Source organism: Oerskovia sp. Root22 (genome assembly GCF_001429135.1).
Taxonomy (GTDB): domain Bacteria; phylum Actinomycetota; class Actinomycetes; order Actinomycetales; family Cellulomonadaceae; genus Oerskovia; species Oerskovia enterophila.
The window spans coordinates 339,409-355,510 of record NZ_LMIL01000001.1; the positions used below are offsets into that span (position 1 = coordinate 339,409).

At 72.4% G+C, this 16,102-nt stretch carries 20 protein-coding genes; 5 read left to right on the top strand and 15 right to left on the bottom strand.

The annotated features are described in order from the left end of the window. Nucleotides 1–60 precede the first annotated feature (60 nt). The 8 genes from dtd to ASE15_RS01365 all read right to left on the bottom strand — a co-directional run bounded on the left by dtd (nt 61) and on the right by ASE15_RS01365 (nt 5,784). Nucleotides 61–486: a D-aminoacyl-tRNA deacylase gene (gene dtd, locus ASE15_RS01330; protein WP_056760687.1), complete on the bottom strand. Its 426-nt coding sequence runs from the start codon at nt 484–486 to the stop codon at nt 61–63. Then, nucleotides 483–1,490: an asparaginase gene (locus ASE15_RS01335; protein ID WP_056761390.1), complete on the bottom strand. Its 1,008-nt coding sequence runs from the start codon at nt 1,488–1,490 to the stop codon at nt 483–485. Before ASE15_RS01335 ends, dtd begins: the two co-directional genes overlap by 4 nt. Further along, nucleotides 1,487–1,840, bottom strand: a complete 354-nt coding sequence (locus tag ASE15_RS01340) for a DUF2516 family protein (RefSeq protein ID WP_068626518.1) — start codon at nt 1,838–1,840, stop codon at nt 1,487–1,489. Before ASE15_RS01340 ends, ASE15_RS01335 begins: the two co-directional genes overlap by 4 nt. A gap of 9 nt (nt 1,841–1,849) precedes the next feature. Beyond that, the gene (locus ASE15_RS01345) at nt 1,850–2,275 is read right to left on the bottom strand and encodes a type II toxin-antitoxin system VapC family toxin (protein ID WP_056645129.1); all 426 of its coding nucleotides are present in this window, start codon (nt 2,273–2,275) and stop codon (nt 1,850–1,852) included. Between the two features lie 12 nt (nt 2,276–2,287). After that, complete coding sequence (locus tag ASE15_RS01350) at nt 2,288–2,551, bottom strand: type II toxin-antitoxin system Phd/YefM family antitoxin (RefSeq protein WP_056645128.1); 264 nt, start codon at nt 2,549–2,551, stop codon at nt 2,288–2,290. A gap of 76 nt (nt 2,552–2,627) precedes the next feature. After that, entirely contained in the window at nt 2,628–3,779 is a 1,152-nt protein-coding gene (locus ASE15_RS01355) for an aromatic acid exporter family protein (RefSeq protein WP_082618087.1), read from the bottom strand. Nucleotides 3,780–3,863: 84 nt separating this feature from the next. Next, nucleotides 3,864–5,075, bottom strand: coding sequence for a folate-binding protein YgfZ (locus tag ASE15_RS01360; protein WP_056760690.1), 1,212 nt, complete (start codon nt 5,073–5,075; stop codon nt 3,864–3,866). Between the two features lie 88 nt (nt 5,076–5,163). Further along, the gene (locus ASE15_RS01365) at nt 5,164–5,784 is read right to left on the bottom strand and encodes an FABP family protein (RefSeq protein WP_056645126.1); all 621 of its coding nucleotides are present in this window, start codon (nt 5,782–5,784) and stop codon (nt 5,164–5,166) included. 258 nt (nt 5,785–6,042) lie between these two features. Here ASE15_RS01365 and ASE15_RS01370 point away from each other — a divergent pair, with 258 nt between their 5' ends. Next, the gene (locus tag ASE15_RS01370) at nt 6,043–6,447 is read left to right on the top strand and encodes a DsrE family protein (RefSeq protein ID WP_056645125.1); all 405 of its coding nucleotides are present in this window, start codon (nt 6,043–6,045) and stop codon (nt 6,445–6,447) included. Nucleotides 6,448–6,657: 210 nt separating this feature from the next. On the opposite strand, the gene ASE15_RS01375 is transcribed toward ASE15_RS01370, so the two are convergent. From ASE15_RS01375 to ASE15_RS01390, 4 genes are all read right to left on the bottom strand, one after another. Continuing rightward, nucleotides 6,658–7,329, bottom strand: a complete 672-nt coding sequence (locus tag ASE15_RS01375) for a pentapeptide repeat-containing protein (RefSeq protein WP_082618088.1) — start codon at nt 7,327–7,329, stop codon at nt 6,658–6,660. 94 nt (nt 7,330–7,423) lie between these two features. Continuing rightward, a complete protein-coding gene (locus tag ASE15_RS01380; protein ID WP_056645122.1) occupies nt 7,424–7,885 on the bottom strand; it encodes a DUF4395 domain-containing protein in 462 nt (153 codons plus the stop codon). A 79-nt stretch (nt 7,886–7,964) separates the two neighbouring features. Next, nucleotides 7,965–8,393 (bottom strand): thioredoxin family protein, encoded by a 429-nt coding sequence (locus tag ASE15_RS01385; protein WP_056645120.1) that lies wholly within the window; start codon nt 8,391–8,393, stop codon nt 7,965–7,967. Nucleotides 8,394–8,446: 53 nt separating this feature from the next. Then, on the bottom strand, nt 8,447–9,181 hold the full coding sequence (locus tag ASE15_RS01390; RefSeq protein ID WP_056645118.1) for a hypothetical protein: 735 nt from the start codon (nt 9,179–9,181) through the stop codon (nt 8,447–8,449). A gap of 207 nt (nt 9,182–9,388) precedes the next feature. Between ASE15_RS01390 and ASE15_RS01395 the strand changes: the two genes are divergently transcribed. Together ASE15_RS01395 and ASE15_RS01400 are read left to right on the top strand one after the other, a co-directional pair. After that, nucleotides 9,389–10,153 (top strand): response regulator transcription factor, encoded by a 765-nt coding sequence (locus ASE15_RS01395; RefSeq protein ID WP_056645117.1) that lies wholly within the window; start codon nt 9,389–9,391, stop codon nt 10,151–10,153. Continuing rightward, entirely contained in the window at nt 10,150–11,082 is a 933-nt protein-coding gene (locus ASE15_RS01400) for an alpha/beta fold hydrolase (protein ID WP_056645115.1), read from the top strand. Before ASE15_RS01395 ends, ASE15_RS01400 begins: the two co-directional genes overlap by 4 nt. A 49-nt stretch (nt 11,083–11,131) precedes the next feature. Here ASE15_RS01400 and nth read toward each other — a convergent pair whose 3' ends face one another. Continuing rightward, on the bottom strand, nt 11,132–11,905 hold the full coding sequence (gene nth, locus ASE15_RS01405; RefSeq protein ID WP_369800545.1) for an endonuclease III: 774 nt from the start codon (nt 11,903–11,905) through the stop codon (nt 11,132–11,134). A gap of 186 nt (nt 11,906–12,091) precedes the next feature. Between nth and ASE15_RS01410 the strand changes: the two genes are divergently transcribed. Then, nucleotides 12,092–12,769 carry a Crp/Fnr family transcriptional regulator gene (locus ASE15_RS01410; RefSeq protein WP_056645111.1) on the top strand — a complete coding sequence of 226 codons (678 nt, stop codon included), beginning with the start codon at nt 12,092–12,094 and terminating at the stop codon, nt 12,767–12,769. A gap of 119 nt (nt 12,770–12,888) precedes the next feature. Here the strand turns inward: ASE15_RS01410 and ASE15_RS01415 are convergent, their stop codons facing one another. Together ASE15_RS01415 and ASE15_RS21120 are read right to left on the bottom strand one after the other, a co-directional pair. Beyond that, entirely contained in the window at nt 12,889–13,365 is a 477-nt protein-coding gene (locus ASE15_RS01415; RefSeq protein ID WP_056645109.1) for a RidA family protein, read from the bottom strand. Further along, a complete protein-coding gene (locus tag ASE15_RS21120) occupies nt 13,365–13,529 on the bottom strand; it encodes a hypothetical protein (RefSeq protein ID WP_191802177.1) in 165 nt (54 codons plus the stop codon). Before ASE15_RS21120 ends, ASE15_RS01415 begins: the two co-directional genes overlap by 1 nt. Nucleotides 13,530–13,750: 221 nt before the next feature. On the opposite strand from ASE15_RS21120, the gene ASE15_RS01425 reads away from it, so the two are divergent. Next, nucleotides 13,751–16,099 (top strand): transglycosylase domain-containing protein, encoded by a 2,349-nt coding sequence (locus tag ASE15_RS01425; protein ID WP_056760700.1) that lies wholly within the window; start codon nt 13,751–13,753, stop codon nt 16,097–16,099. Nucleotides 16,100–16,102: the final 3 nt, after the last annotated feature.

The window sequence follows — 16,102 nt, forward strand, 5'->3', positions numbered from 1 at the left end:
CGTAGAAAGCCAGCGAACTAGTCGAAACGGTACGAATGGTAACTATTCGACGCCTGTCTGCTACGCCTCGACCAGGATCGTCACGGGCCCGTCGTTGACGAGCTCGACCTGCATGTCAGCGCCGAACACCCCCGTCGCGACCTCGACCCCCTTGGCGCGCAGCTCGGCGATCACGGCAGCGACGAGCGGCTCCGCGACATCCCCCTTGGCCGCGCCGTTCCACGAAGGTCGTCGGCCCTTCTTGGTGTCCGCATAGAGCGTGAACTGGCTGATCACCAGGACCGGGCCCCCCTCGTCGAGCACCGACCGCTCGTCGCGCAGGATCCGCAGCTCGGCGATCTTGCGCGCGACCAGCTCGACCTGCGCGGGCCCGTCGTCGTGCGTCACGCCCACGAGCGCGACGAGGCCGGGCCGGTCCACCCGGCCCACGACCTCCCCTGCCACGCTCACGCTCGCGCGCGTGACCCGCTGCACGAGGGCCCTCATGAGACCAGGCCCGAGGCGAACGCGGCGCGCACCTCGCCCACGGGTGCTCCCCCGCCCAGGACCGGTGTGCGGCCCACGCGGTCGAGCGCGGCGGGGTCGGCGCCGGGGAGACCGCCCGCACCGAGCGCCGCGAGCGCGGCGACGAGCACCGCGGGCCGCGGGCGCGGCGACCCGTCGAGGACCTTGAACGCGAGCGCACGACCGTCGGGCAGCCCCACCCCGTACACGCCGTCCGCCCCGTCCTTGGCCACGAGCCCGGGCGCGGCCCGCATGACGTCGGTCGCATCCCGACCGGTCCCACCGACCATCTCCGGGAACGAGGACATCGCACGGGCGACCTGGGCCTCGGGCGACGTCGGATCGGTGACGGGCGCACCGGCCAGCCGGCCGAAGGCCCGGGCCATGCCCTGCAACGTCGTCGAGAACAACGGGGCGCCGCAGCCGTCCACGGTGACGTGGAGCCCGGACGCGTCGTCGCCCGTGAGCTCGAGCAACGTCTCGCGGATCGCGACCTGCAGCGGGTGCGCGGGATCGAGGTACGTCTCGGTGTCCCAGCCCGCCGCGACGCACGTCGCGAGCATCGCGGCGTGCTTGCCCGAGCAGTTCTGCGTGATCGACGCGGGCCCGTTGCCCTGCTCCTGCCATGCGAACGCGGCAGGCGGGTACACAGGCATGTCCGGGGTGTTGCGCAGTGCCGACTCGTCGAGGCCCGCGCCCGCGAGGATCTCGCGTGCACCCGCGAGATGGAAGTCCTCGGCGTTGTGGCTCGCAGCGGCCAGCGCCAGGAGGCGCGGCGGCAACGACAGCCCGTGACGGAGCATGGCGACGGCCTGGAACGGCTTGACCGACGAGCGGGGCCAGATCACGGTTGACGGGTCGCCCACCGCGAGATCGACACCACCCGACGCATCGAGCGTGACCAGGTGGCCCAGGTGCACGGACTCGACCAGGTCGCCCCGAACCACCTCCGCGAGCGGAGCGGCCGAGCGCAGCACGGGGGTCACCACCCGCCCGGACGGCCGCCGCGCGACCCGCCGGAGCCTCCCGAGCCGCGCCCGAACCCGTACGGCTTGAGGCGCGGGCGCACGTCGACCAGGTAGATGAAGGCGGGGACGAGCGCGATGAGGTTGAAGAAGCTCGTGCTGGTCCACATCATCGGCGGCAGGCCGAGGAACCCGATCGCCGCTGCGACGCCCAGGATCGCCGACCAGATCGGCTTGGTGAGCTTTCCCTCGGCCGTGAACCCGTTCGCGGGACGCCGGAGCGCATCGATGAGCGCGACCGCCTGGGCGACGAACACCACGACCGCGAGGACGACGAGGACGAGCCACTGGGCTCCACCGAAGCTGATCACGCTCCGAGCCTACGGCAGGACGCGCAGCGACTCCGCGCGGGCAGCCGCGGCCACCCGCTCGTCCCACACCGCGAAGATCGCGTCGTCGTGCCGCAGGGTCAGGGCCGAGGCCAGGTGGACGGCGTCGGCCCCGCGCAGCGCGTGACGGTCGGCACCCGCGAGGGCGCTCGCACGGTCCAGGACCCCCGGGGAGACCTCGACCAGGTGCAGCGCGGGCCACAGCAGGTCCCACGTCGCGAGCGCCTCGGCCCGCTCGGTCGCGTCGAGGACCCCCGACCGCTCCCCCGCGGCGAGGGCCGCCCGGACCTCGGTGTCGGACAGACGGCTCGTGGTGACCACGTCCGCGCGGTTCCAGAGCGCGCTGGCCAGCTCGGAGCCGGGCTCAGCCACGCACAGCTTCACGAGCGCGCTCGCGTCGAAGTAGACCAGTGCCACGGGGACCGCCGGTCAGCGTCGGATGCGGCGCACGAGGCCCGACATCGCCGACTGCTTCGCGGCCGGGCGCGCCGGCGGCGTGTGGACGGGGCGCTCCTCGGTGGCCGGCGTCAGGAGCCCGTCCCTGGTCAGCGACGTGATGAGGTCCGCGCTCCCCACCGCGCTCAGCCGCGCCACGGGGATGCCGCGCTCGGTGATCACCACGTCCTCTCCGTCACGTGCCCGCTCGATCCACGACTTCAGCTCGGCCCGCAGGGCGCTGACGGAAACCTCCATCCCCTGAAGGTACCGGCACGTGCCCGGATTGCGTAGACCTCCACGCGATCGGATCTCGCGGACCTCGGGGCGCCCCTCAGAGCTCGGTGAGCGCCTCGCGCGCCTCGCGCGGCGACATCCCCGCGGCCTCGAGCGTGTCGACGATCGGGGACCGCAGGAGCATGACGAGCGACTGGACCTGCCAGTCGCCCGCGCCCACGGTCCTCGGGTCCGCCGCGGCGGCCGTCTCCGCGAGGATCTCGCGAGCCGTGACCGGGTCCTTGCCCGCCCCGATGGCCTCGGCCAGCACCCGGGTCCCCGCCGCGTACCGGTCGACGATGGCCGCGACGGGCAGGAGGTCGTGCTCGGGTCCGGCGACAGGGCGGGAACGGCGGGCGAGCACCCGGACGCTGCGCATCGCCCGGTCGACCAGGACCGCCTTGCGCTCGAGGTCGCCCAGCTCGGCGCGGTGCTTACGACCCACGGCGCTCACGCGGGACAGCTCCTGGGCGCTGGTCGCGGTGGCCTGCCACTCCTCGAGCGCGGGCTCGGACGCCCGGCCGCGCACGAGCGCCGCGTCCAGGTCGTCCAGGTCGCCCGAGCGGAACCCCCGCGCGAGCAGCTCGAGCGTCTCCGCGAGCTCGGTGGTCGCCTCGTCCCCCAGGATGCGGGGTCGACGGCGTGGGTCACCCGGCGTCAGTGTCGCGGCGAGCAGGGCGATCGCCCCGCCCACGAGGGCGTCCACGAGCCGCCCGCCCGGACCACCCGTCTGTGCGGCGGGCAGCCCCACGATGACGATCGCCTGCACGCCCGCCTGGGTCGCCAGCAGCGCACCGCGGTCGATGAAGCGAGCGACCAGGGCCGAGGTCGCGAGCACGACCGCGACCTGCCACCACCCCGAGCCGATGAAGTGCACGATCAGGTCGCCCAGGCCCACGCCCACGGCGACCCCGATCGCGAGCTCGCCCACCTTGCGGACCTGCCGGTCCAGGCTGAACCCGAGGCACACCCACACCGAGACGGGTGCGAAGAACGGGTACGGGTGCCCGAACACGTAGTGCGCGATCCCGTACGCGATCCCGGCCGCGAGCGAGGCCTGGATGATGGGCCAGAACGCCGCCCGGACCCGGGAGCGCCCCTGGCGGAGCCTGGCGCGGAGCAGCAGCCGACGGAACGCCTTGCGAGCCGTCTCGACGGCCCCCGGCTCCGGCAGCGCCGTCCCGTCGGAGGCGTCCCGCGACTGCGTCATGTGCTCCTGCTCACCGGGTCTCGGCGACCCGGCGGAACCCGGTGTCAGTCCATGCAGTGGTAGTGGCAGGCCGCGACGCGGTCATCAGATCATGCTCCGGGGGGCGTCCTGCCCGCGGGGCGTGATCCCGCGCGCCACGGGACCGCGCGGGGCCGGGCGGTCGACCGAGACCCCTTCGCCCGGGACGACGACCTCCTGGGCGGCCGCCACCGCGCCGCCGTCGCAGTCGACGACGAGCTCGACGTCCTCGGGGGCGCTGCGCTTGAGGACCGCGAGCGCGATGGGACCGAGCTCGTGGTGCCGCGCGACCGACGTCACGTTGCCGACCGGTCGCCCCACGGGCGCGGCCCCGTCCGCACCGGGCTCTCCGCCGGGCAGCCGGACCTCGGCGCCCGCGACGGGCAGCAGGTGACCCGAGCCGTCGAGGTGGAGCATCACGAGGCGACGCGGGGGCCGACCCATGTTGTGCACGCGCGCGATCGTCTCCTGCCCGCGGTAGCAGCCCTTGTTCAGGTGGACCGCGGTCCGGAGCCAGTCGAGCTCGTGCGGGATCGAGCGGTGGTCCACCTCGGTCGCGAGACGAGGACGCCACGCCTCGACGCGCAGGGCCTCGCTCGCCCACGTCCCTGCCAGCCGCCAGCCGGCCGCCTCGCGGGACGCGACGGCGTCGGACAGCTCGGCACGAGGCACCAGGACGAGACGCCACGCGCGGTGCGCGCCGGGGTGCTCGTCGTCCGCCGGGCCGTAGCGCGTGCCGCCGGGAGCGGTGCGCGGCCAGGGGTCGCGCCAGGTGACGGGCTCGCCCTCGGCGCCCTCTGCGTCACGGGGCTCGCCCAGCACCGCGATCTCGTCCGTCATGTCGGTGATCTCGACGCGCAGCGCGAACTTCATGCGGTCGAGCCAGGCCGCGAGGGTCGGGGCGTGCGACCCCTCGGTCACGAGCCACGTGGACTCGCCGTCGTCCACGACGCCTGCGGAGTGCTCGACGTGCCCCTGGGGGCTCAGGACGAGCAGCTCGGTCGAGGTCCGAGGGGCGAGCCCCAGCAGGTTCTGCGACGTGATCGAGTTCAGCCAGGTGAGGCGGTCGGGTCCCTTGACGCGCACCACGCCGTGGTGCGAGAGGTCGACGACGGCGCCGCCCGCCTCGAGCGCACGCTGCTCGCCCGTGGGGTCGCCGTAGTGCCAGGCCACACCCGCGTCCGGTCCCGAGCCCGCGACCGCACCGGGGCGGGCCAGCAGCGGGCTCGTCCGGGTGGGGGCCTCGGCCTGGGGTGCGTCTTCGGTGCCAGCAGTCACGATCGAACAACCTCCTCGGCGCCGCGATGGGCGCGCACGTCCGTCCGGCCGCGCGGTGGCGACGGCCGTACCTCACGCGTCGGACGGGCTACAGGCGGTCCAGCTTCGCCGACGCATACGACTGCAACGACTGACCGAAGGCCGCCAATTCCCAGACCCACATGAGCTGGCCCTGCACGTTGCCGTACAGGCGGTTCGACGCCGACACCTCGGCGGACGTCGAGGTGCGCACCATGGCGTCGCTCGACAGGTCCACGCGGCCGTTGCCGACCACGCCCAGGTACAGGGTCATGCGGCCCGACGGGTCCGCGATCATGACCTCGATCGCGGACTTGTCCTCGGGCAGGCCCTCGGGGCGCTCCGGGGACACGCGCCAGTACCCGGTCTCGGTGGACCAGATCCGCCCGGGCGCGAGGTGCCCCTCGGTGCTCGGCTCGGTCGAGTCGCTCGACGGGTCAGCCTCGGGGTCGGCAGGCTGGTCCGCGGTCCAGGACTCGGGGACGGTCTCCGGGACCTCGGTCTCGAGGACGCGGATCGTCGACTCGTAGCGCAGGTAGGGGCCGCCGTCGTGGTCGAACGTCACGTCCTGGACGAACGGTGTCTCGGGGATCCCCGGATAGGCGATGACCCCCTCGCCGCGCCACGAGCCCACGAGCCACGCGAGCGGGTAGGCCTCGGGGGCGAGCCCCTCTGGGAACGCGAAAGCCATCTGGTGGTACCTCCGGCGGTGCCGGTCCCGTGGACCGGTGGGTGACGACAAGGAGAGAGGGGACCTGGGTCCTGCCGGGCGACGGAGGCCCGGCGCGACGATCAGGTCAGCGCTGACCCTGGTACAGCTTGTAGACGACGAACCCGGCGAACCACGTGATCGTCACGGTCGCGGCGATCAGCAGTCCCAGGAAGATGAGCTCGAGTGCATGCGTGGACATGTCGCCGATCCTACCGTCCGGCCTCTAGGCTCGCGCACGTGACCACCGAGCCCACCCTCCCGCAGCCCACGACCGTCCCCTCCCAGCGCTCCCTGGTCGTCAAGACGACCTCGGGGCTCGAACGCCCCGAGGCGACCAACCAGGCGTTCACGGTCGCTGCCGCGGCCGTCGCCGCGGGGGTCGAGGTGAGCGTGTGGCTGACCGGGGAGTCCGCGTGGTTCGGGCTGCCGGGGCGGGCGAGCGAGCTCGAGCTCGAGCACGCGGCGGCCCTGCCGGACCTGCTCGCGGTCATCCTCGAGGCCGGGACCGTCACGGTCTGCACGCAGTGCGCGGCACGGCGCGGCATCACCGAGGCAGACCTGCTGCCCGGCGTGCGGATCGCGGGGGCCGCGGTGTTCGTCGAGGAGACGCTGCGCCCGGGGGCGCAGGCTCTCGTCTACTGAGGGAGTGCGGCGGCGGTGCCAAGGTGCCGAGCTGCCGAGCTGGCTCAGGGAACTTGCGGCGCTCACGGAGGCGACCGCCGTCCCCCCGTACCCCCGGCCCGTCGGCCCGTCGGCCCCGGCGTAGTTGTCAGAACTGAGCCGGGCGATACTCCGGCCACGTTCTGACAGCTCATCGAGCCGCGCTGCGACAGCTCACCGAGCCCCGAGCCCTCAGCCCTCGACCCGGATCCCCAGCTCGGCCGCGAACAGCGGAGCGAGGTCCACGAGCTGCGCCGGGCTCACCGTCGCTCCGGCGAGCCTCTCGATGCTCGTGATCCGGCGCAGCGCCGCGCCGCGCAGGTCGACGTGCACCAGGCGGGCGCTCGCGAGGACCAGGTGGTCGACCGCAGTGTCCTCGAACGCGACCCGGGTGGCCTGGGCGTTCGTCAGGTCGAGCTCGTCGACCGTGCAGCGCGTGAGCCGCAGGTCGCGGACCGTCGCGCCCCGCAGGTTGACGTAGCCGAGCTTGCAGTCGACGAGCTCGACCGACCGCCACCCCGACTCGTAGAGCTCGGCCGACCCGATCCGCGAACCGTCCAGGACCACGTCGTGCCACACCGAGCGCGGTGCGCTGAGCACGGGCGCGTCGATCCTCTCGAGCCGCGACTCGCTGAACGTCGCGGCGCGCAGGTCGGCCTGGTGGAGCGCGAGCCCGACGAGGTCACAACGTTCGAACGTGATGTCCGAGAGGTCCGCGTGGGACAGGTCCGCACCCTCGAACCGCTCGTCGTGGCGGCGTTCCTCGGCCCCGAGAACCGTAGCGTCGCTGGGCGTCCTGACCCCGGCACGCAGCCTCTTGATCCTGGGCGGGACGGTGGTCACGGGGCTGGGCTGTGCTGGCACCGCTCGACCCTACGCTCCGCACGCGGGCGCGCCGAGACCTCGCCGATTCCGGTACCGCCCGCCACCGGCACGAGCGACGAGGCGGCGCGGAGCGTCAGCGAGCGGGCGCGAACCGGCGGATCAGCAGGTACATCTCGCACCCGAGGCACAGCCCGAACGCCGCGTTGAGCACCGCCGCGACGAGCGCGAGACCCGCGGCGACCGGCACCGCCACGAGGGACACCGTGAAGCCCAGGACCACGCCGACCCCGGTGATGACGAAACCGACCCCCTGCGCGAAGCGAGGAGGACGCGGGTCCTCGCGCTCCGCCGTCGGGCCGAGGCGAGGCTGGACGAAGGTCTTGAAGACCCACCCCTGCCACGTGCCCTGCGCCCCGCGCAGCGTCCCGAGCAGGAAGCTCAGCGCGACGAACGTCAGGACCCACAGCGCGGCCTCCGACGATCCCAGGAGAAGGGTGACCGCGAGCAGCAGCGCGGTGATCCCTGCCCCGACGCGGGGACCTCGCGGGTCGATGCCCTGTGGCGCGCTCACAGCGGGGGTGGACTCGTGCGACATGCGGGCTCCTCGGTGGGACGGGCCGTCAGCGGAGCCTCGGGCGGGATTCTCAGCAGGACGATCGAGCGGCACGGCCCGCTCAGGCGACCGAACCCGCCGGCACGTCGAGCGCCTCGAGCGCGTGCGCCCTGCTCACGCTGCCGCTCATGCGGGCGACCTCGCGACCGGCCGGGTCCAGGACGAGCACCGTCGGCGTGCGCAGTATGCCGAACGTTCGCACGAGGTCGTGGTGCTCGTCGACGTCCATCTCACGATGTGTCACGTCGGTGCGGGCCGCGACGACCTCGTCGAGCACCCTGGCCGTGTGACGGCAGGGCGAGCAGAACTCCGACGAGAACTGCACGAACGTCCGGTGGTCCCCCAGCACGATCCCGCGGGCCGACCAGTCGACCGCGGCAGCGGGCTGGGCGTCCCGGAGCCGGACCACTCCCTGCCGGCGCTGCCACCACACGCCGAGGAGCACGCTCGCGCCGAGCAGCGCGAGGAGGATCACGATGCGCCAGACCATGGTTCGACCTTCCCGTCGTCCGTCTGCGGTGCGTCCGGAGAGAGCCGGGCAGGTCAGCCCACGAGTACCCGACCCACCACGAAGACCAGGATGCCCCCGACCGTCACCGGAAGCACTATGGCAGCAAGCGCGGCAGCCCTGCGCTCGAGGGCCGGCAGCTGGTCGAACAGCGCGTGCAGGGACGCGACGAGCAACCCTGAGACCGCCCCCGTCCACAGCCCGTTGGCGGTCACGACCTCGGGGAGCGCCCACGCCAGGGCGCCGCCGGCGGCGATCGACGCCGCGAGGGTCAGGAGCGTGTTCCACCAACCGGGCACGGGCAGTGCCGAGACCGCCGAGGCGACGGCCAGCGTCGCCGCGCACGTCACGACGAGGGCTGCGCCGGCATCGGTGCGGTCCGTCGCGATCCACCCGGCGGCGGAGACCGCGACCACGAGCCCGCTGACCGTGCCCAGCAGGGACTCGACCAGGCGTGGCCGTCCGTCGCGGCGGAGCATCTCGGCGACGAAGGCCAGGACGACCCCCATCGCGAGCACGAGCGGCAGGTTGCGCAACGAGGGCTCGCCCTCGGTCGCGGCGACCGCGGCGACCGCCCCGACCCCGGTCAGGCCGATGACCAGGCCGGACCCACCGGGGGCGGGCTGGTTGAGCAGCGACGGCCACCCGATCGCCACGAGGACGGCCAGTGCCGCGGACGCGAGGGTGAGCGGGAGGAGCCCGAAGAAGGCTGCGACGGCGACCGCGGCGGCCACCACCGCGGTGGCGACTGCGCGTGAGGAGAGACCCACTAGGCGCACTCTCCCTGCGTCAGGGAGCGAGCGGCACCGGGTCCGGAAAGGCTGAGCACGAACATGAGTCTCCCAGATGACGCGCGGCGGCGAACACGAAACAAGGTTGTAACAGCAGAAAGGCCCTGGTCACCCCGTTGACGTCTGTTCAACGCGCTACGGTAATGATTCCGGCCTTCTCGAAGGTCACTGGGAGGAGGTGCGTCGGTGGCAGAGCTGTTGATCCTGACACCGGCGACAGGTGGGTCCGTCGAGGTCCTGCCTGCGCTGGGACTGTTGTCGCACCGCATACGGGTGCTGCCCATGGAGCCGTCGGCTCTGGTGGACGCGCCGGACTCGGACGTCCTGCTGCTCGACGCGCGTCGTGACCTGGTCGCAGCGCGCACCACGTGCCGCCTGCTGCGCGCCACGGGTCTCGCGGTGCCGCTCGTGCTCGTCCTCACCGAGGGCGGCCTGACGGTCGTGACGGCCGAGTGGGGGGCCGACGACCTGCTGCTCGAGTCGGCGGGCCCCGCCGAGGTCGAGGCCAGGCTCCGGCTGGTCGTCGAGCGCTCGGCGCACGGTCGGGCCGAGGACGCCCCGCAGGAGATCTCGGCGGGCGAGCTCGCGATCGACGCCGGCGGGTACACCGCGAGGCTGCGCGGGCGCCCGCTCGACCTGACCTACAAGGAGTTCGAGCTCCTCAAGTACCTGGTGCAGCACCCGGGCCGCGTCTTCACGCGGGCCCAGCTGCTGCAGGAGGTCTGGGGGTACGACTACTACGGGGGCACGCGCACGGTCGACGTCCACGTACGGCGCCTGCGCGCCAAGCTGGGCCCCGAGCACGAGCAGCTCATCGGCACCGTCCGTAACGTCGGCTACCGGTTCGACCCGCCCAAGGACCGGCGGGCCCAGTCCGCCGAGATGCCGGACGCCGCCCAGCCCACGGACGAGTCCGCCCTCGCGGAGGACCAGGTAAGTTCGTCCGGGTGACGACCGACTCGAGCGACTTCTCCGCAGCACTCGTCGACGGCCCCTGGCGGCACGAGTTCGTGCCCGCCAACGGTGCGCGCTTCCACGTCGCCCTCGCGGGACCGGAGTCCCGTGGAGGGGGTTCGAGCGCGCCGCTCGTGCTGCTGCTGCACTCCTTCCCGCAGTTCTGGTGGGCATGGCGCCACCAGCTCGAGGCTCTCGGCGAGGCGGGCTACCGCGTGGCCGCCATGGACCTGCGGGGCACGGGCGCCTCGGACAAGCCGCCGATCGGGTACGACGCCCCGACCCGCACGCGTGACGTCGCGGGCGTCGTCCGGTCGCTCGGTGCTGATCGCGCCGTCGTCGTCGGGCACGGGAGCGGAGGCGGGCTCGCCTGGGCCATGGCCGCGCTCCAGCCCGCCGTGACCGCGGGTGTCGCGGCCCTCGCCGCGCCGCACCCCTCGCACGTGCACGCCTCGGGTCGCCGCCTGCTCACGCCCGTCGCTCAGCGGCACCTGGCCTTCGCGCAGCTGCCCACGCTGCCCGAGCGCGCGCTGACCCGCGACGACCTGGTCGCGCGCGTCCTCGCGGACGGTGCGGCCTCGCCGCTCTCCCCGGAGGCGGTCGAGACCTACACGACCGTCATGCGCATCCCGTTCGCGGCGCACTCAGCGATGGAGGCGATCCGCTGGTCGGTGCGTTCCACGCCCCGGCCCGACGGGCGTCGCTACCGCAGCGCGCTGCGCCGCCCGCTCAACGTCCCGACCCTCCAGGTCCACGGCGGGGCGGACGGGTTCCTGCGTCGTGAGCTCACCGACGCGGACGCCGCGGCGGTCTCGCGCAGCCTGCGCTTCGAGGTCCTCGAGGGGGCGGGGCACTTCCTCCCGGAGGAGGCGCCCGACGACGTCACGCGCCTCCTGCTGGACTGGTTGCCCTCCACGCAGGGCTGAGCCGCGCAGGAGACGACAGCAGCGGCCTCGCAGGCCGCCGGACGGGCGCTCAGTCGGTCTTGACCAGGGTCGCCGCGACCACAGGATCCGTCTCGCCGATCCCGAACGACGGGCACAGGTGCGAGATGGTGCACGCCCCGCACGCGGGCCTGCGCGAGAAGCAGACCCGGCGTCCGTGGAAGATCAGGCGGTGCGAGAGCATGGTCCACTCGCGCTTCTCGATCAGCTCGCCGACCTCCGTCTCGACCTTGACCGGGTCCTCCTCCGAGGTCCACTCGAGCCGGCGCACGAGACGCCCGAAGTGCGTGTCGACCGTCAGACCGGGGACGCCGAATGCGTTGCCCAGCACCACGTTGGCCGTCTTGCGCCCGACCCCGGGCAGCGTCACCAGGTCGTCGAGCTTCTTGGGGACCTGCCCGCCGTAACGTTCGACGAGCGCCTGTCCGATCCCGATGACGGCCTGCGCCTTGGCCCGGAAGAAGCCCAGCGGACGCAGGACGTCCTCGAGATCGAGGCGGTCCGCCGCTGCGTAGGCGGCGGCGTCTGGGTAGCGCGAGAAGAGCTCGGGAGTCGTGAGGTTGACCCGCTTGTCCGTCGTCTGTGCCGAGAGCACCGTCGCGATCAGGAGCTCGAGCGGCGTGGTGAAGTCGAGCTCGCACCGCGCGTCCGGATACGTCTCCGCCAGCTCGCGGTTGGTCCGCCGCGCACGCCGGACGAGCGCGAGGCGTGACTCGGCGGAGGAACCCGCCGGAACCTGCGATGGCGCGGGCGAAGGAGAGGGAGCAGGACGCGAGGTACCACCCGAAGAGGTCACGTTCGGCAGCCTACTCGGCCCCACCCACACACCCCTCCCACAGGATCGACGCAGGCCGGTCCCAGGCGTTGGCGTCCCAAGTTGCGCGCATGAGGCAGACTTGTGGGAGGAATCACGAGTACCGGTTCGCTCGAACTCCGCCGATGCAGACGGGCACATGCCGGGAAAGTCCGCTCAACACCCGAAGGACATCGCGTGGACGACGACGTAGTGCTCTCCGCCCCCCTCTTCGCCACCATGGACCGCGAAGAGACCCGGACGCTGTTCGACTCGATGCAGCAGATCGAGCTCACCCGTGGGGACGTACTGTTCCGCGAGGGCGAGCCCGGCGACAGGCTGTACGTGATCGCACAAGGCAAGATCAAGCTCGGCCGACGCTCGAACGACGGCCGGGAGAACCTCCTGTCCATCCTCGGGCCGGGCGAGATGTTCGGTGAGCTCTCGCTCTTCGACCCGGGCCCCCGCACGGCCACGGCGAGCTCCGTGTCCGACGCGCTCCTCTACGAGCTCCGCCACGAGCAGCTCATCGAGTGGATCGAGAAGCACCCGAGCGTCGCGAAGCACCTGCTCAACGCTCTCGCCCGCCGCCTGCGCCGCACCAACGAGACCCTCGCGGACCTCGTCTTCTCCGACGTCCCGGGCCGTGTCGCCAAGGCGCTCCTGGACCTGTCGACGCGCTTCGGCGAGGAGACCGAGGAAGGCGTGCGCGTCGCGCACGACCTCACCCAGGAGGAGCTGGCCCAGCTCGTCGGCGCCTCCCGCGAGACCGTGAACAAGGCTCTGGCCGACTTCGCGACCCGCGGGTGGGTCCGTCGTGAGGGCCGCGCCGTCGTGCTCCTCGACGTGGACCGCCTGGAGCGTCGCGCCCGCTGAGCGCGCCCCTGCGACGACCGAGGCCGGTCGGACCACCCCTCACGGGGTCGGCCCGACCGGCCTCTCGTCGTGCTGCAGCTCCTGCGGAACGACCCGTGCTGCGCGCTCGGGAGGACCGGTCAGTCCGCGAGCTCCACGACCAGCTCGACCTCGACCGGCGAGTCCAGCGGGAGCACCGCGACGCCGACCGCGCTGCGCGCGTGCACGCCCGCCTCGCCGAAGATCTCGCCGAGCACCTGGCTCGCGCCGTTGACGACGCCCGGCTGCCCCGTGAACGACGGGTCGCTCGCGACGAAGCCCACGACCTTGACGACCCTGGTCACCTGGTCGAGGTTGCCGACGAGCGCGTGCACGGCAGCGAGCGCGTTGAGCGCGCACGTGCGGGCGAGCACCGCGGCGTCGGCCGCGGCGACGAGGCCGTCGCCGTCACCCACCTTGCCGGTCACCTGGAGCGCGCCGCCGACGAACGGCAGCTGACCCGAGGTGTAGACGTACCGTCCCGTGCGCACGGCAGGGACGTACGCGGCGACGGGCGCGGCGACGTCGGGCAGGGTGATGCCCAGCTCCGCGAGGCGCGCCGCGATGCTCGTCGCCACTACTGCCCGCCGGTCGGGCGCTTGAGGTAGGCCACGAGCCCGTTGCCGTCGGGGCCTGTGACGACCTGGACGAGCTCCCAGCCGTCGGAGCCCCACTGGTCGAGGACAGCCTTGGTGTTGTGGATGATGAGGGGGATGGTCGCGTACTCCCAGGTGGTTGCCATGCGACCGAGCGTAGCGGGGATCGCCGGTCCGGTCAGCGCGTCGTGACGTTCGTCGCGACCGCGGATCCCGGGTCCTGCGGGGGCGCGCCGGGGTCCGGGGCCGAGCGGTTCTGCGGTCACGGATGCTCCGCATCCTGGCCCGCGGATGCTTACACAACCCGCACACCGGGCAGGGGCGAGAACGCCCGGGGAGCGTCGGTGCCCTCCCGTAGGCTTGGGCCATGGCCTCCCCTGCGCGTCCCCGTCGACAAGTCAACGCCTATCAGCTCATCGCCCTGCTGCTGGCGTTCGTCCTCGTCTCGGGGGTCGGCGGAGTCCTCGGGGCGGGTCTGCTGATCCCGATCGCGGCCGGCGCGAGCCAGCTCACCGACAGCACCGTCCAGATCTTCGACGAGCTCCCCGACGAGCTCGAGCCCGGCCCTCTGTCGGAGCAGTCGCGCGTCTTCGCCAACGACGGGACGACGCTCCTCGCGACCTTCTACATCGAGAACCGCATCGTGGTACCCCTCGACGAGGTCTCGGAGCACATGCGCAACGCCGTGGTCGCGACTGAGGACAAGCGCTTCTACGAGCACGGCGGGGTCGACATCGAGGGCACCACGCGCGCCGCCATCAACAACGCCACGGGTGGCTCAAAGCAGGGCGGTTCGAGCCTGACCCAGCAGTACGTGAAGAACGTCCTGATCGAGCAGGCAGTGCGGGCCGAGGACCCCATCGCGGTCGAGGCCGTCAAGGAGAGCTCGATCGAGCGCAAGGCCCGCGAGGCCAAGCTCGCCATCTCGCTCGAGAAGCGCATGACCAAGGACGAGATCCTCCAGGGCTACCTGAACATCGCACAGTTCGGCATCCGGGTCTACGGCGTCGAGACCGCGGCCAGACAGTACTTCGGCACGCACGCCGCCGACCTCAGCATCGTCCAGGCCGCGACCATCGCCGGCGTGACCAACGCACCGGGCAAGTACGACCCGTTGGCCAACCCGGCCGAGTCCGAGAAGCGTCGGAACCTCGTGCTCGGCCGCATGCTCGAGCAGGCCTTCATCACCCAGCAGGAGCACGACGAGGCCGTCGCAACCCCGCTGCCCGACACGCTCAACGTCCAGCCCATCTCGGCCGGGTGCCAGGCTGCCAACGGTTCCGCGTTCTTCTGCGACTACGTCACCAAGGTCATCCTGTCGGACCCCATCTTCGGGGAGACGCAGAAGGACCGTGAAGGTCTGCTCTACCGCGGCGGCCTGGACATCACCACGACGCTCGACCCCCGCCTGCAGACCGCCGCCGAGGACGAGGTCACGTCGGCGATCCCCGCGTCCGACCCCAGCGGCATCGAGAACGCGCTCGTGACGGTCGAGCCCGGCACGGGCAAGATCCTCGCGATGGCCCAGAACCGGCCCTACGACGCGTCGCTCGAGGCCGCTCCGGGCACCACGGCCCAGAACTACAGCGCGGACCAGGCTCACGGCTCGTCGCGCGGGTTCTCCCCCGGCTCGACGTGGAAGCCCTTCCTGCTCGCCGAGTGGCTGAACGCAGGGCACACCCTCAACGAGACGGTCAACGCGAACCGGCGCGAGTGGAACGTGGGGCGTGACTTCACGTCGTCGTGCACCAAGCTCAACGTCGGCGAGAAGTGGAACCCCAACAACTCGGACGGCCAGGGCAAGGGCAGCATGACCGTCCTGGCGGCGACGGCCAACTCGGTCAACACCGCGTACGCCGACATGGCGAGCAAGCTCGACCTCTGTGCGGTGGCCAGCACCGCGAAGTCCGTGGGTTTCGCTCCGTCGCTCACCAAGGACAAGGGCGAGGTGGACGTCCGTCCCTCCATGATCATCGGTACCCAGAACTCCTCGCCGCTCCAGATGGCTGCCGCGTTCGCCACGTTCGCGAGCGGTGGCACGTACTGCGAGCCCGTCGCGATCACGAGCGTCGTCGACCCGAACGGCAAGGAGCTCGAGGTCCCCTCGGCGAACTGCAACCCGAACGCCCTGGACCCGGCGGTCGCCAACACCGTCACGTACGCGCTGCAGGGCGTCATGACGCAGGGTTCGGGCAAGAACTCCCAGCTCGCCGACCGGCCGAGCGCGGGCAAGACCGGGACCGCCCAGCTCAACACGCACAACTGGTTCGTGGGCTACACGCCCCAGCTCGCCACGGCCGTCTGGATCGGCAACGCCGAGACGGACGTCCAGATGCGCAGCAACGGACGTGGTCGCTTCTACATCAACGGCGTGGGCAAGCAGTGGTGGTTCGGCTCCGACCTGGCGGCCCCCATGTGGAAGAACTACATGACGGCAGCGCTCGACGGTGCGCCGGTCGTCGAGTTCCCGGGTCCGGACCCCAAGCTCCTCGGCAAGGTCCAGGCACCGCCCAAGACCGACGGCGGCACGACCGGCTCGGGCAGCAACGGCACCGGGAACGGTGGCACCGGATCGGGCAGCAACGGGTCGGGCTCGGGGAACAACGGGTCCGGCGGCAACAACGGATCCGGCAACGGCAACGGGAACAGCGGCGGCGACAACGGCGGTGGGAACGGCAACGGCGACGGCGCCACGACCCCCGAGGAGCAGGACTGACCC

What these genes read in the sequence shown, in the direction of transcription:
- ASE15_RS01365 (WP_056645126.1), bottom strand. Translation starts at nt 5,784, where the DNA reads ATGGCTTTCGCGTTCCCAGAGGGGCTCGCCCCCGAGGCCTACCCGCTC.
- ASE15_RS01425 (WP_056760700.1), top strand. Translation starts at nt 13,751, where the DNA reads ATGGCCTCCCCTGCGCGTCCCCGTCGACAAGTCAACGCCTATCAGCTC.
- dtd (WP_056760687.1), bottom strand. Translation starts at nt 486, where the DNA reads ATGAGGGCCCTCGTGCAGCGGGTCACGCGCGCGAGCGTGAGCGTGGCA.
- ASE15_RS01355 (WP_082618087.1), bottom strand. Translation starts at nt 3,779, where the DNA reads ATGACGCAGTCGCGGGACGCCTCCGACGGGACGGCGCTGCCGGAGCCG.
- ASE15_RS01380 (WP_056645122.1), bottom strand. Translation starts at nt 7,885, where the DNA reads ATGTCGCACGAGTCCACCCCCGCTGTGAGCGCGCCACAGGGCATCGAC.
- ASE15_RS21120 (WP_191802177.1), bottom strand. Translation starts at nt 13,529, where the DNA reads ATGGCAACCACCTGGGAGTACGCGACCATCCCCCTCATCATCCACAAC.
- ASE15_RS01350 (WP_056645128.1), bottom strand. Translation starts at nt 2,551, where the DNA reads ATGGAGGTTTCCGTCAGCGCCCTGCGGGCCGAGCTGAAGTCGTGGATC.
- ASE15_RS01385 (WP_056645120.1), bottom strand. Translation starts at nt 8,393, where the DNA reads ATGGTCTGGCGCATCGTGATCCTCCTCGCGCTGCTCGGCGCGAGCGTG.